General features: G+C 56.0%; 10 protein-coding genes and 2 pseudogenes. 2 read left to right on the top strand and 10 right to left on the bottom strand.

What is annotated here, in order from left to right; all coding sequences use genetic code 11:
* Positions 1-226 (bottom strand): fumarate hydratase (locus F7R06_RS29920; RefSeq protein WP_212613256.1); only part of this gene is annotated, 226 nt, incomplete at its 3' end.
* Positions 227-740: 514 nt separating this feature from the next.
* Between F7R06_RS29920 and F7R06_RS29915 the strand changes: the two are divergent.
* Positions 741-1,636: pseudogene (locus F7R06_RS29915) on the top strand (LysR family transcriptional regulator).
* Between the two features lie 63 nt (positions 1,637-1,699).
* Here the strand turns inward: F7R06_RS29915 and F7R06_RS29910 are convergent.
* From F7R06_RS29910 to F7R06_RS29895, 4 genes and pseudogenes are all read right to left on the bottom strand, one after another.
* Positions 1,700-3,046 (bottom strand): dicarboxylate/amino acid:cation symporter, encoded by a 1,347-nt coding sequence (locus F7R06_RS29910; protein WP_090325630.1) that lies wholly within the window; start codon positions 3,044-3,046, stop codon positions 1,700-1,702.
* A gap of 98 nt (positions 3,047-3,144) precedes the next feature.
* A complete protein-coding gene (locus F7R06_RS29905) occupies positions 3,145-4,200 on the bottom strand; it encodes a tartrate dehydrogenase (protein WP_090325632.1) in 1,056 nt (351 codons plus the stop codon).
* A 370-nt stretch (positions 4,201-4,570) separates the two neighbouring features.
* Positions 4,571-5,146: pseudogene (locus tag F7R06_RS29900) on the bottom strand (transposase); the annotation flags it as partial.
* 306 nt (positions 5,147-5,452) lie between these two features.
* Positions 5,453-6,856, bottom strand: coding sequence for an MFS transporter (locus F7R06_RS29895; protein ID WP_090325634.1), 1,404 nt, complete (start codon positions 6,854-6,856; stop codon positions 5,453-5,455).
* A 191-nt stretch (positions 6,857-7,047) separates the two neighbouring features.
* Between F7R06_RS29895 and uvrA the strand changes: the two genes are divergently transcribed.
* A complete protein-coding gene (gene uvrA, locus F7R06_RS29890; RefSeq protein ID WP_090325636.1) occupies positions 7,048-9,882 on the top strand; it encodes an excinuclease ABC subunit UvrA in 2,835 nt (944 codons plus the stop codon).
* Between the two features lie 66 nt (positions 9,883-9,948).
* On the opposite strand, the gene bfr is transcribed toward uvrA, so the two are convergent.
* The 5 genes from bfr to rpsD all read right to left on the bottom strand — a co-directional run bounded on the left by bfr (position 9,949) and on the right by rpsD (position 14,324).
* On the bottom strand, positions 9,949-10,413 hold the full coding sequence (bfr, locus tag F7R06_RS29885) for a bacterioferritin (RefSeq protein ID WP_003228714.1): 465 nt from the start codon (positions 10,411-10,413) through the stop codon (positions 9,949-9,951).
* A 148-nt stretch (positions 10,414-10,561) separates the two neighbouring features.
* On the bottom strand, positions 10,562-12,016 hold the full coding sequence (locus F7R06_RS29880) for a catalase (protein WP_090325637.1): 1,455 nt from the start codon (positions 12,014-12,016) through the stop codon (positions 10,562-10,564).
* 234 nt (positions 12,017-12,250) lie between these two features.
* Entirely contained in the window at positions 12,251-12,637 is a 387-nt protein-coding gene (gene rplQ, locus F7R06_RS29875) for a 50S ribosomal protein L17 (RefSeq protein ID WP_007924175.1), read from the bottom strand.
* A 42-nt stretch (positions 12,638-12,679) separates the two neighbouring features.
* On the bottom strand, positions 12,680-13,681 hold the full coding sequence (locus F7R06_RS29870; protein WP_007924176.1) for a DNA-directed RNA polymerase subunit alpha: 1,002 nt from the start codon (positions 13,679-13,681) through the stop codon (positions 12,680-12,682).
* A 22-nt stretch (positions 13,682-13,703) separates the two neighbouring features.
* Complete coding sequence (gene rpsD / locus F7R06_RS29865) at positions 13,704-14,324, bottom strand: 30S ribosomal protein S4 (RefSeq protein ID WP_003176404.1); 621 nt, start codon at positions 14,322-14,324, stop codon at positions 13,704-13,706.
* Positions 14,325-14,341 lie beyond the last annotated feature (17 nt).

The raw sequence follows: 14,341 nt of genomic DNA, 5'->3' as shown, positions 1-14,341 counted from the left end.
AGTACTGAATCACCCCAGTGTCCTGGCAGCTGGGGCGGTCCAGCTTGTCGGCGTAGTCCTGGTTTTCGGCCATGGAGTCGTAGACGGCAATGGCCAGCGGATTGGTCTCCGCAGCGCGCAACTGGGCGGTCTTTTTCTTCACGTCGGTAGGCAGGCGCTTGCCGATATAGGCCGTAAACTTGGCCAACACGTCGGTCAACGTCTCAACTGCTGATTCTTGTTCCACTTTTTATTCTCCTCACTGCATAACAAGGCTATAAGTTTTTGTTGAGTTCTAGCTCTTAATTTTCTAGCGGTCGATTTAGCGCTAGACCTTGCGAGTCCGATTACGGGCTCAGTTCTGATAGCGAACCGAGCCTGGTCCGTAAATGATAAAGATTCGACGCCACAAGGAGCTAGATGACGGCATAGATCTATAACAAGTTTCTTGCAGTTAAAGTTATCAGCTTTCCTAAGCCATGTAATACGCTCCAGGTTAATTCACTATGTCCTATAGGTTAATGATATCAGCCACTCAAACGTGTCATTTTCATGTTGAGCACTTGCCCTACACTACCTTGGCTCTGATCTCGCTTATCTTTTTTAATTTTTGGTAGTGATCGGCTGATGACCGGACAGTCAATCCCCTGGAACGCAAGTCTCAGACACTGTGCGATACGAGAGTATGTTGAGCGCTTATCTTTTCGAGCACTGCATCTGCTTGATAACTAAAAAACGACCTAGTTAACTTGGAGTAATGAATGAGCGGCCCACAAGACCTGGGTTTTTTTCACCTGTTGGCGAAACAGGGCAACCTCGTCGCAACTGCTCGAGAGCTTGGCATTACACCTCCTGCTATCAGTAAACGGCTTGCGGCTCTGGAATCCAGGTTGGGAGTGCGGCTAGTCAACCGCAACACCCGATCCATGAGTTTGACTCCCGAAGGAGAGCTCTATTATGCGCATATCGCGCGTATTCAGGCGCAGATCGATGAGGTCGAGCAGTTGGTCAGCAGCTCCCGCTCCCCCCCTAAAGGCTTGATTCGGGTTAACGCTTCGCTGGGTTTCGGCCGTCGCCACATCGGTCCCGCACTCGCTGCCTTCTACACCGTGTATCCCGAAGTTGAAATTCAACTGGAGATTAGTGACCATCCCTTGGACTTGGCTTCTCACGGATTCGACGTTGGCATTCGTTTTGGCACCTTGCCCGACGCAGCACTTCACACCCGCAAGATTGCCTCTAACCGCCGTCTTCTGTGCGCGTCCCCGTTGTATATCGAGAAGTATGGAACACCAAAAAAAGTATCTGACTTGCAAACCCACAATTGCATTTTCATTCGCCAGAATGAATCGCCTTATGGCATGTGGAGCTTCAATAATAGCGGACGCATGGAGAGTATCAAGGTTCGAGGGACGCTAAGTTGTAATGACGGAGAAGCAGCCATTAATTGGGCATTGGCAGGTTATGGTCTACTACTACGAGCGGAATGGGATATTGCCCGTTATGTTCGCAGCGGACGATTGCGCCTATTGATGGAAGACCATATTCCAACTCCAGCAGCGTATATGCCGTGCAATTACATCTTTCAGCACGCGTGCGCAGCTTGATCGACTTCTTGAGTGACCGCTTTAAGCAACTTGATTCTATAAAAATGTAGGCTGATAGTCGAAAAAAAAGCTGCCGGTCCATAACGGAGCCGGCAGCAAAGTGGAAACTTTATTTAACCTTGCGCAACTTGTCTTTCCAATGGACGAGCGATATCAGTCTCCAAGCTGCGGCTAGGGGAGTTGGTTGCGACCTCCTCCTCAATCGGCTCGTCTTTCCCATCCAGGGCACGGTTCATCTTGGCTGTGTCCAATGCTCCAACCCATTTGGCAATGGCCATAGTGCCGACGCCGTTGCCGATGGTATTGGTGATCGCACGTGCCTCCGACATGAAGCGGTCGACACCTAGGAGGAGCACCATGCCCGCTACCGGAATGGTGCCAAGGGATGACAGCGTGGCCGCCAGAATGATGAAGCCGGAACCGGTGACACCCGCCGAGCCCTTGGAGGTGAACATCAGCACCGCCAGCACGATCAGCTGATCGGTCAGGGTCAGCGGTGTGTTGGTTGCCTGGGCAATGAAGATCGCGGCGATGGTGTAGTAGATCGCCTGCCCGTCCGGGTTGAAGGTCAGGCCGGAGGGAATGACCATCCCCGCCACGGGTTTGGACACGCCGGCCTTTTCCATTTTGGAGATCATCTGCGGCAGTACCGACTCCGAAGAACTGGTGCCCAGCACGGTGAACAGTTCTTCCTTGATGAACTTGAGGAACTTCCACAGGCTGAAGCCACTGTAACGGCAGATCGGGCCGAGCACGAAGATCACGAATACGGCGCAGGTCAGGTACACACAAGCCATCAGCTTGCCAAGCGAGAACAGCGAGCCAAAACCGTATTTGCCGATGGTGAACGCGATAGCGCCGAACGCACCGATGGGAGCCAGGCGCATGACCATGTTGACGATGCGGAACATGCCCTGCATCAGGCTGTCCAGGGTGTCGACGAACACTTTGCCGCGCGGTCCGACATGGGCCAGGGCCACGCCGAGCAGAATCGAAAACAGCAGGATCTGCAGCACGTTACCCTTGGCGAACGCATCGACGATGGTGTCGGGGATGATGTTCATGATGAAGTCCATGAACGACGCGTGCTTCACCGCTGTGGTGTAAGTGGCCAGGCTGGAAGTGTCCAGTGTGGCGACATCGATGTTCATGCCCGCACCGGGCTTGAACACGTCGACCACGACTAGACCGACTACCAGCGCCAATGTGGAGACCACTTCGAAGTAGAGCAGCGCGCGAAAGCCGACACGCCCCAACTCTTTCATGTTTTCCATTTTGGCGATGCCCGTCACCACGGTCAGAAAGATCACCGGAGCGAGGAGCATTTTGATTAGTTTGATGAACGCGTCACCAAACGGCTTTAGGGCGGTTCCGGTCTCGGGTACCAACACGCCAACAATGGCGCCGAGGACCACGGCGATCAACACTTGGACGTAGAGCTTTCCTAGGATACGTTTCATAGCGGGACCTGCTTATATTTGTTGTCAGGAAATCCAAAGGGCAAGTGGCCTCGCAAAAGGCGCACTACCTATAGCGACGCTGTATCGCTTTTGCTGTCCTAGCGCTTGATGATGTTGATCACGGCGTCCGTGATTTGGCGGGTAGTGGCTGTCCCGCCGAGATCTGGAGTGTGCAAGCCGCTTTCGGTTACAGCTTCGATGGCCGACATCAACTGCTTGGCCGCGACTGGTTCGCCGAGGTGTTCAAGCATCATGGCCGCCGTCCAGAAGGTCGCGATCGGGTTGGCGACACCTTTGCCAGTGATGTCGAAGGCCGAGCCGTGGATCGGTTCGAACATCGAAGGGAATTTGCGCGACGGGTTGAGGTTGGCGGTCGGCGCAATGCCCAGGCTGCCGGACAAGGCAGCGGCTAGGTCGGAGAGGATATCGGCGTGCAGGTTGGTGGCGACGATCACGTCCAGCGTCGACGGCTTGAGCACCATGCGCGTAGTCACCGCGTCGACCAGTTCCTTGTCGATCTTCACGTCAGGGAAGTCCTTGGCGACTTCATAGAAGATCTCGTCCCACAACACCATGCCATGCCGCTGGGCGTTGGACTTGGTGACCATGGTCAGGTGCTTACGCGGACGGCTCTGCGCCAGTTCGAAAGCGAAGCGATGGATGCGCTCCACCCCGGCACGGGTGAATACCGAGACCTCGGTGGCGACTTCTTCCGGTAGGCCCCGGTGCACGCGACCGCCGTTGCCGGAATACTCACCTTCGGAGTTTTCCCGCACTACCACCCAGTCGATCTGGTCACCATTGTGCAGCGGGCTTTTCACTCCAGGTAAGACGCGAGCCGGACGCACATTCGCGTACTGGTCGAAGCCCTGGCAGATAGGCAGGCGCAAGCCCCAGAGAGAGATGTGATCAGGCACATTGAGCGCACCGACGGCGCCAAAGAAGATGGCATCGAAGGTTTTCAGTTCTTCCAGGCCGCCTTCGGGGATGTAGTAACCGTTTTTCAGGTAGCTGTCCGAGTTCCAGTCGAAGTGTTTGAAATCCAGTTCAAAGCCGGATTTTTTCGACAGGGCCTGCAACACTTCGACTCCGGCGTCGATTACTTCAACGCCAATGCCATCACCAGGTACAGCAGCAATTTTGTAAGTATTCATTGTCATTCCCATTAAATTTTATTTTTGTGCACCTGAGATGGAGAGCAGCAGGTGTATGGAAACGACTATAGGGAGGCTTTCAGGGCACGTGGTTAACTCAAAATAACTACATAAATGAATTTTGGTTACTAATGGCGCGTACCGATTTTCTTGTGGCTCGCCTAACCCTGCGAGCGCGAGCAATTTCATGCATCAGTATCCCGCGGACCGTATCAAAGAAATCTCGCGCTGGGCCGACTGACGCCAGCGCCCGGACGATCTGGCCGTCACCCACAGCTGGAAGTTGGAATCCCGAAAATTGTCAAAGCTTTCATTTCTCAACAAGAAGAAGAGGAGTCTCTAGCCGCCTGACTGCGCCATCCGAACCCAATTGAATTCGAAGCTCTTCAACCACCTCTCCCGCCTCGGCCTTGTCGGCCTCATCCAGTTCCGCCAGATACTGGGCTATGCGCTTGTCCAGCTTCTCTTCCTGACGCTTGAGTTGCTTGAGGTTCATTGGCGCCGCGAGGAAGCGACCGCCTGAAACTTACTGCCATCGATGGCCACCAAGTCACCTGCGATCAGGCCTGCCATGCGGCAAGGCGCGACACGTCGCCACAAAGGCGAGTTTGTTGTTTTTACGAAAGTCGGCGATGGTCTTGAAGTCGGGTTTGAGTCGGTTAATCAGCCACATCACTTCATTGCGCTGACACTCGGCTTCAAGGCGCCGCGATGAGCGAATCCGCTGGAAATAGTCGTAGAGGTACAGCTTGAGCTGATCGGCGGGGTCATAGGATGGGCGACCGGTGCTCTTGGGAAGCGCTTTGTCAAAACCCAGTTGCACCAAATCCAGCTCGGCGACGTACAGGTCGATGACCCGAACGAGGTGATCCTCAGGGATCAACTCTTCCAGCGAGACCGGGAATAGACTGGTCTGGCTGCGAGACTCTCCTTGGATGTAGGCCATAACGAAAAATGCTCCGTATCTTTCGATACGGAGCATTTTCTTTGAGCGCTGCACAGATTGCTAGGATTTCACACAGTCTGTTTCGGCGGTTTTTTTGTTATACCGACATACAAAAAACCGCGATTCTTCATGGTCTGTAGACTCCGCAAGATTATAAACGCCAAAACGAGCGAACGAAAATCAGACCAAGAAGCTAGGAACTATAATGAAATAACGAAAGACCCGGACAAAAATAATTCCCCTTGATAGTCATTGGAAAAATTTAATTCCCCTTGAATATCATATTCTGGTCAATTTAAATTGCCCTTAGCCATAGGCTACGCACGCTGCCTCGGCCGGGTTGTTCACCAGGCGCTCAAGGGTGGTGCGATCCAATAGTTCGGTGTCCAATTTGATGTAAATGGCCGCTTCATCAGCGACGATCACTGCATCTGTTACCCCTACGACCGCCTTCAGGCGCTCAACCAAACCCGCTTCGCGGATCGCCTCGGGCGCCAACGGCAAGCGCAGGCTCGTGACGTAGGGAGGTTCGCGCATGGTAACAGCAAAGGCCAGCCAGAGGGCAGCCAGACCCGCGCATCCAAGGAACACAACCGACAAACCGCCATGCTGGAACAACCAGCCACCGAGGATGCCGCCCAGTGCCGAACCCAGGAACTGGCTGGTGGAATACACCCCCATGGCCGTGCCTTTGCCGCCGGCCGGTGAAACCTTGCTGATCAGCGACGGCAAGGAAGCTTCCAGCAGATTGAACGCAGTGAAGAACACCACCGTCCCGATCACCAGAGCCCGCAAGCTATCGCCGAACTGCCAGAAGAATAGCTCAGTGAACATCAGCGTCACGACGGCGCCGAGCAAAACTCGTTTCATTTTGCGTTTCTTCTCGCCGTAGATAATGAACGGGATCATGGCGAAGAAGGAAATCAGCAGCGCGGTCAGGTACACCCACCAGTGCTGCTCTTTAGGCAGCCCGGCTTTTTCGACCAGGGCCAGGGGCAACGCAACGAAGCTCGACATCAACATCGCGTGCAACACAAAGATGCCCAGGTCCAGGCGCAGCAGGTCCGGGTGCTTGAGCGTCGGAATCAATGCCTGACGCGCGACGCCGGACTCACGGTGCTGCAACGGCCCGGTGGAACGCGGCACCATGAACATCACGATCACAATGCCGAACAGCGCCATGCCGCCCGTGGCGAGGAACAATCCGCTCAGGCCGAAAGCACGCGTCAGCAACGGCCCGACCACCATGGCGACGGCAAACGACAGGCCAATCGTCATGCCGATCATGGCCATGGCCTTGGTCCGATGCTGTTCCCGGGTCAGGTCTGACAACAAGGCCATGACCGCAGCGGATATCGCCCCGGCACCTTGCAGGATACGTCCGGCAATCACGCCCCAGATGGAATCGGCGTTGGCCGCCAGTACGCTGCCGAGGGCAAAGATAATCAAACCGAGGTAAATCACCGGGCGGCGGCCGATGCGGTCTGAAATGAAACCGAAAGGAATCTGGAAAATCGCCTGGGTCAGGCCGTAAGCGCCAATCGCCAGCCCGATAAGGGCCGGGGTCGCTCCCGCCAGGTCCATCCCATAGGTCGCCAATACCGGCAACACCATGAACATGCCAAGCATACGGAAGGCAAACACCAGGGCCAGACCACTCGCCGCGCGGGTCTCGCTGCCACTCATGCGTTCGCTGTGGGGATCGTGCATGGAAAAACCTCATGTGAACCGGCGGCGATTCTACCAGTCCCATCGATTGGCGGGGTATATCGCGACGCTTTGACGCGCTCATCTGACAGACTCTTCATGTAAGCCAATCCTCCCGTCATTTGATAGTGTGCATCCATCCAGTATTTGGCCGTATACTCCTACGTTTTCGACGCCCGCCAAGCGAGGCCACTTTGGACAAGATCCTGATTCGTGGGGCTCGAACCCACAACCTGAAGAATATCGACCTGACCCTGCCAAGGGACAAGCTGATCGTCATCACCGGCCTGTCCGGCTCCGGCAAGTCGTCCCTGGCTTTCGACACCCTGTACGCCGAAGGCCAGCGCCGCTACGTCGAATCATTGTCGGCCTACGCCCGCCAGTTCCTGTCGATGATGGAAAAGCCCGATGTCGACACCATCGAAGGCCTGTCGCCGGCCATTTCCATCGAACAGAAGTCGACCTCGCACAACCCGCGCTCGACGGTCGGCACCATCACCGAAATCTACGACTACTTGCGTCTGCTTTATGCGCGGGTAGGCATTCCTCGCTGCCCCGATCACGATATTCCGCTGGAGGCTCAGACCGTCAGCCAGATGGTCGACCTGGTTCTGGCGCAACCGGAGGGCAGCAAGCTCATGCTGTTGGCCCCGGTCATTCGCGAGCGTAAAGGCGAGCACCTGTCGGTGTTCGAAGAGCTGCGTGCCCAGGGCTTCGTGCGTGCCCGGATCAACGGCAAGTTGTATGAGCTGGATGAAGCGCCCAAGCTCGACAAACAAAAGAAGCATTCCATCGATGTGGTGGTCGACCGCTTCAAGGTCCGCGCCGACCTGCAGCAACGTCTGGCCGAGTCCTTCGAGACGGCGCTAAAGCTGGCGGACGGCATCGCCCTGGTGGCACCGATGGACGACGAGCCGGGTGAAGAGATGATCTTCTCCGCGCGCTTCGCCTGCCCGATTTGCGGCCACGCCATCAGCGAACTCGAACCCAAGCTGTTTTCTTTCAACAACCCGGCCGGCGCCTGCCCGACGTGTGATGGCCTGGGCGTGAAGCAGTTTTTCGACGTCAAGCGACTGGTCAATGGCGAGCTTACTCTGGCCGAAGGCGCGATTCGCGGCTGGGACCGGCGCAACGTCTATTACTTCCAGATGCTCGGCTCGCTGGCCTCGCACTACAAATTCAGCCTCGAAGTGCCGTTCAACGAACTGCCCGGCGATCAGCAGAAATTCATCCTGCACGGCAGTGGCTCGCAAAACGTCGACTTCAAGTACCTGAACGACCGTGGCGACATCGTCAAACGTTCGCACCCGTTCGAAGGCATCGTGCCGAACCTGGAACGCCGCTACCGCGAAACCGAATCGGCTTCGGTGCGCGAAGAGCTGGCCAAGTTCCTCAGCACCCAGGCCTGCCCGGATTGCCGCGGCACCCGTCTGCGGCGTGAGGCGCGGCATGTATGGGTCGGCGAGAAAACCCTGCCCGCGGTGACCAACCTCCCCATCGGCGATGCTTGCGACTACTTCGGCGAGCTCAAGCTGACCGGACGTCGTGGGGAAATCGCTGACAAGATCCTCAAGGAAATCCGCGAGCGCCTGCAGTTCCTGGTTAACGTCGGCCTTGATTACCTGTCGCTGGATCGCAGCGCCGACACCTTGTCCGGTGGTGAGGCCCAGCGTATTCGCCTGGCCAGTCAGATCGGTGCCGGCCTGGTCGGCGTTCTCTACATCCTCGACGAGCCGTCGATTGGCTTGCACCAGCGCGACAACGACCGGTTGCTCGGCACCCTCAAGCATCTGCGGGACATCGGCAACACAGTGATTGTGGTCGAGCACGACGAAGACGCGATTCGCCTGGCGGACTACGTGGTGGATATCGGCCCGGGCGCCGGGGTTCATGGCGGGCATATCGTCGCCGAAGGCACGCCGGCCGAGGTCATGGCTCACCCAGACTCGCTGACGGGCAAGTACCTGTCGGGTCGGGTGAAGATCGAAGTGCCGGCCAAACGCACGCCGCGCAACAAGAAGCTGTCGATATCGCTCAAGGGCGCTCGCGGCAACAACTTGCGCAACGTCGACCTCGAGATTCCGATCGGCCTGCTGACCTGTGTGACCGGTGTATCCGGCTCAGGCAAATCGACCCTGATCAACAACACGCTGTTTCCTCTGAGCGCCACGGCACTCAACGGCGCAACCACACTTGAAGCGGCCGCTCATGACAGCATCAAGGGTCTGGAGCATCTGGATAAAGTCGTCGATATCGACCAGAGCCCGATTGGTCGTACGCCGCGTTCCAACCCGGCGACCTACACCGGGTTGTTCACGCCGATTCGCGAGCTGTTCGCCGGCGTGCCGGAATCCCGCTCCCGTGGTTACGGGCCGGGGCGCTTCTCCTTCAACGTGAAGGGCGGACGCTGCGAAGCATGCCAGGGCGATGGCCTGATCAAGGTAGAGATGCACTTCCTGCCGGACATCTACGTTCCTTGTGATGTGTGCAAGAGCAAGCGCTACAACCGCGAAACCCTGGAGATCAAGTACAAGGGCAAGAGCATCCACGAAACCCTCGAGATGACCATCGAGGAAGCGCGGGAGTTCTTCGACGCCGTACCGGCTCTGGCGCGCAAGCTGCAGACGCTGATGGATGTGGGCCTGTCGTACATCAAGCTGGGGCAATCAGCGACCACGCTGTCTGGTGGCGAAGCACAACGGGTGAAACTGTCCCGCGAGCTGTCCAAGCGCGACACAGGCAAAACCCTGTACATCCTCGACGAGCCGACCACGGGCCTGCACTTTGCAGATATCCAGCAATTGCTCGACGTGTTGCACAGACTGCGCGACCACGGCAACACGGTTGTGGTGATCGAGCACAACCTGGATGTGATCAAGACCGCTGACTGGTTGGTGGACCTGGGGCCGGAAGGCGGCTCCAAGGGCGGCCAAATCATTGCCGTCGGCACACCGGAGGAAGTTGCAGAGATGAAACAGTCTCATACCGGCTTCTACCTGAAACCGCTGCTGGAACGCGATCGGGCCTGAGACACGGGTCAAGAAAAAGCCCCTGTCACTTCATCAGTGACAGGGGCTTTTTTATATACGCCGCCATCAGGTGTGCGATTGCAGGTAGTTCTCGAGACCGATCAACTTGATGAGACCCAACTGCTTTTCCAGCCAGTAGGTGTGATCTTCTTCGGTGTCATTGAGCTGAACACGCAAGATCTCGCGACTGACGTAGTCCTTGTGTTGCTCGCACAGCTCGATGCCTTTGCACAGCGCTGCACGGACCTTGTACTCAAGACGCAGATCAGCCTCAAGCATCTCAGGCACTGTGGTGCCCACATCAAGATCATCCGGACGCATGCGTGGCGTGCCTTCCAGCATCAGGATCCGACGCATCAGCGCATCGGCATGCCCGGCTTCTTCTTCCATTTCATGATTGATACGTTCGTAGAGCTTGGTGAATCCCCAGTCCTCATACATCCGCGAATGGACGAAATATTGATCACGCGCGGCCAGTTCGCCGGTCAGCAACGTGTTGAGGTAATCGATAACGTCTGGGTGGCCTTGCATCGCCCTACATCTCCCTGCTTGAAAGTCTGTAGTTTGAACCAACCCGCTTGGCAGGTCACTCGATTACGCAATAAAAGCGAAGATATTCTGAGAAAAGCGGCTTAATTAACGCAAAAACCGCCCAATCAAGGGCGGTTCTGCTTCGCATTTAGACTACGTTAAGCTGTACGTTGAGCTGCTTTGCGATTGCTTCTCCATACGCCGGATCGGCCTTGAAGAAATGCTGCAACTGGCGATCAACTACATCACTTGATACACCTGCCATCGCGCCGGCGATGTTGCTCACCAATAACGCACGCTGCTCGTCACTCATCAAGCGAAACAGCGCACCGGCATGGCTGTAATAATCGGTATCTTCACGATGATCGTAGCGATCAGCCGAACCGTTCAACGGTAAAGCGGGCTCAGCGTAACGAGGAGCCTGCTTCGGGGAATCGACATAACTGTTCGGTTCGTAGTTCGGTGCCGCGCCGCCATTGGAACCCAACGCCATCGAACCATCGCGCTGATAGCTGTTAACCGGGCTGCGCGGCGCATTCACCGGCAATTGCTGATGGTTGGTACCGACACGGTAGCGGTGAGCATCCGCGTAAGCGAATACGCGGCCTTGCAGCATTCGGTCTGGCGACAGACCGACGCCTGGCACCATGTTGCTCGGACCAAAGGCCGCTTGCTCGACCTCCGCGAAGTAATTGAGCGGATTGCGATTGAGCTCCAGTTCACCGACTTCAATCAACGGGAATTCTTTCTGCGACCAGGTTTTGGTCACGTCGAATGGGTTCTCATAATGCGCGGCGGCTTGAGCCTCAGTCATGATCTGGATGCACACACGCCATTTTGGAAAGTCACCACGCTCGATAGCGTTGAACAGGTCCCGTTGGGCGTAATCCGGGTCAGTACCGGCAAGGCGCGCTGCTTCCGCCGGTGCCAGGTTCTTGATCCCCTGCAGAGTCTTGTAGTGCCATTTCACCCAATGACGCTCGCCTGTGGCGCTGATCAGGCTATAGGTATGGCTGCCAAAGCCGTGCATATGACGATAGCCATCAGGAATGCCCCGGTCCGAAAACAGAATGGTGATCTGATGCAATGCCTCGGGCGAATACGACCAGAAGTCCCACATCGCCTGCGCACTTTTGAGGTTGCTTTGCGGCAAACGCTTTTGCGTATGGATGAAGTCCGGGAATTTCAGCGGATCGCGGATGAAAAACACTGGGGTGTTGTTGCCAACGATGTCCCAATTACCTTCCTCGGTGTAGAACTTCAACGCAAAGCCACGAGGGTCGCGCTCGGTATCAGCGGACCCTCGCTCACCGCCCACGGTGGAAAAACGTAGAAATGTTGGCGTTTGTTTGCCCACTGCTTCGAACAGCTTGGCGCTGGTGTAGCGAGTGATGTCACGCGTCACAGTAAATGTGCCGTAAGCACCCGAGCCTTTGGCGTGAACACGACGCTCTGGAATGTTTTCACGGTTGAAGTGTGCAAGCTTCTCGATCAGGTGGAAATCGTCGAGCAACAGAGGACCACGAGGGCCGGCGGAGCGAGAATTCTGGTTGTCGGCGACAGGAGCGCCACTGGCGGTTGTAAGTGTTTTGTTCTGGCTCATGCGTCTCTTCCTTTGTCAGTCTTGAACTGCCGGCGAATCGGCTTGGAGGGAGTATTGATCATCATCATGACAGCAACAAATTCATTAACTTGCTGACATCGATAGAAAATTACTAATGATCAACCTACGGATATAGTGCCGACCGGGAAGGTTTGAAGCTTGTACGTAGAGCGCATTTCTAACAGGCACAAAAAACCGGGCGCTAGGCCCGGTTTCTTGTTTCAGACTGACGTCTTACTCAGCGGATACAGCTTCACCGCCGACAGCACGATCAACCAACTCGACGTACGCCATAGGCGCGTTGTCGCCAGCGCGGAAACCGCACTTGAGGATGCGCAGGTAGCCACCCTCACGGGTAGCGTAACGCTTGCCCAGGTCGTTGAAGAGCTTACCAACGATAGCTTTCGAACGAGTACGGTCGAAAGCCAGACGGCGGTTAGCCAGGCTGTCTGTCTTGGCCAGAGTGATCAGCGGCTCAGCAACGCGGCGCAGTTCTTTGGCTTTTGGCAGAGTAGTTTTGATCAGCTCGTGCTCGAACAGCGACACCGCCATGTTCTGGAACATGGCCTTGCGGTGCGAGCTGGTGCGGCTGAGGTGACGACCACTTTTACGATGACGCATGGTTCATTCCTTACCAAACACTACGTTCGGTGATTACGACGATCAGGCAGTCGCCTTGTCGTCCTTCTTAAGACTTGCAGGCGGCCAGTTGTCGAGGCGCATGCCGAGGGACAGACCGCGGGAGGCCAGAACGTCCTTGATTTCAGTCAAGGATTTCTTGCCAAGGTTCGGAGTCTTCAACAGTTCTACTTCGGTACGCTGAATCAGGTCGCCGATGTAGTAAATGTTTTCCGCCTTAAGGCAGTTAGCCGAACGTACAGTCAGTTCCAGATCGTCAACCGGGCGAAGCAGGATCGGATCGATCTCGTCTTCTTGCTCGATTACCACTGGTTCGCTGTCACCCTTGAGGTCGACGAACGCAGCCAACTGCTGTTGCAGGATGGTTGCGGCGCGGCGGATAGCCTCTTCAGGATCCAGAGTACCGTTGGTTTCCAGATCAATAACCAGCTTGTCCAGGTTAGTACGCTGCTCGACACGGGCGTTTTCCACCACGTATGCGATACGGCGAACCGGGCTGAACGAAGAGTCAAGCTGCAAGCGACCGATGCTGCGGCTTTCGTCTTCATCGCTCTGACGCGAGTCTGCCGGTTCATAACCACGACCACGAGCTACAACGAGCTTCATGTTCAGGGCGCCGTTAGACGCCAGGTTAGCGATTACGTGATCGGGGTTAACGATCTCGACATCATGATCCAGCTGAATATCGGCAGCGGTAACCACCCCCGAACCCTTCTTCGACAAGGTCAGCGTAACTTCGTCACGGCCGTGCAGCTTGATAGCCAGACCTTTAAGGTTCAACAGGATTTCAATTACGTCTTCCTGTACACCTTCGATGGCGCTGTACTCGTGGAGCACACCGTCAATCTCGGCCTCGACTACTGCACAGCCGGGCATTGAGGACAACAGGATGCGGCGCAGCGCGTTGCCCAGGGTGTGGCCAAAACCACGCTCGAGAGGCTCGAGAGTGATCTTGGCGCGGGTTGGACTGACAACCTGCACATCAATGTGGCGGGGTGTCAGGAACTCATTTACCGAAATCTGCATGGATGCACCTATTTTCTAGCCCTTACTTGGAGTAGAGCTCGACAATCAGGCTTTCGTTGATGTCGGCGGACAGATCACTGCGAGCTGGAACGTTCTTGAAAACGCCCGACTTCTTCTCAGTGTCTACTTCTACCCATTCTACGCGGCCACGTTGGGCACACAGATCGAGAGCTTGGACAATGCGAAGTTGGTTTTTTGCTTTCTCGCGAACAGCAACCACGTCACCAGCACGAACCTGGTAGGACGGAACGTTAACGGTTTGACCGTTTACGCTGATCGACTTGTGCGATACCAGCTGACGGGATTCGGCACGAGTCGAACCAAAGCCCATACGGTATACAACGTTGTCCAGACGGCATTCGAGCAGTTGCAACAGGTTTTCGCCAGTTGCGCCTTTCTTGCCAGCAGCTTCTTTGTAGTAGCCGCTGAATTGACGCTCGAGAACGCCGTAGATACGACGGACCTTCTGCTTTTCACGCAGTTGGGTGCCGTAATCGGACTGGCGACCGCGGCGTTGGCCGTGGATACCAGGTGCTGCTTCAATGTTGCACTTCGATTCGATCGCGCGCACGCCGCTCTTCAGGAAGAGATCGGTGCCTTCGCGACGAGCGAGTTTGCATTTTGGACCAATGTAACGAGCCATTCTTTACAATCTCCTGG

The sequence above is a fragment of the Pseudomonas moorei genome (genome assembly GCF_008801475.1).
Taxonomy (GTDB): Bacteria; Pseudomonadota; Gammaproteobacteria; order Pseudomonadales; family Pseudomonadaceae; genus Aquipseudomonas; species Aquipseudomonas moorei.
This window is presented reverse-complemented; position numbering and strand designations above follow the sequence as displayed.

Coding starts and splice junctions, on each gene's coding strand:
- F7R06_RS29910 (WP_090325630.1), bottom strand. CDS start 3,046: ATGAAACGTATCCTAGGAAAGCTCTACGTCCAAGTGTTGATCGCCGTG.
- F7R06_RS29905 (WP_090325632.1), bottom strand. CDS start 4,200: ATGAATACTTACAAAATTGCTGCTGTACCTGGTGATGGCATTGGCGTT.
- F7R06_RS29895 (WP_090325634.1), bottom strand. CDS start 6,856: ATGCACGATCCCCACAGCGAACGCATGAGTGGCAGCGAGACCCGCGCG.
- bfr (WP_003228714.1), bottom strand. CDS start 10,413: ATGCAAGGCCACCCAGACGTTATCGATTACCTCAACACGTTGCTGACC.
- F7R06_RS29880 (WP_090325637.1), bottom strand. CDS start 12,016: ATGAGCCAGAACAAAACACTTACAACCGCCAGTGGCGCTCCTGTCGCC.
- rplQ (WP_007924175.1), bottom strand. CDS start 12,637: ATGCGTCATCGTAAAAGTGGTCGTCACCTCAGCCGCACCAGCTCGCAC.
- F7R06_RS29870 (WP_007924176.1), bottom strand. CDS start 13,681: ATGCAGATTTCGGTAAATGAGTTCCTGACACCCCGCCACATTGATGTG.
- rpsD (WP_003176404.1), bottom strand. CDS start 14,324: ATGGCTCGTTACATTGGTCCAAAATGCAAACTCGCTCGTCGCGAAGGC.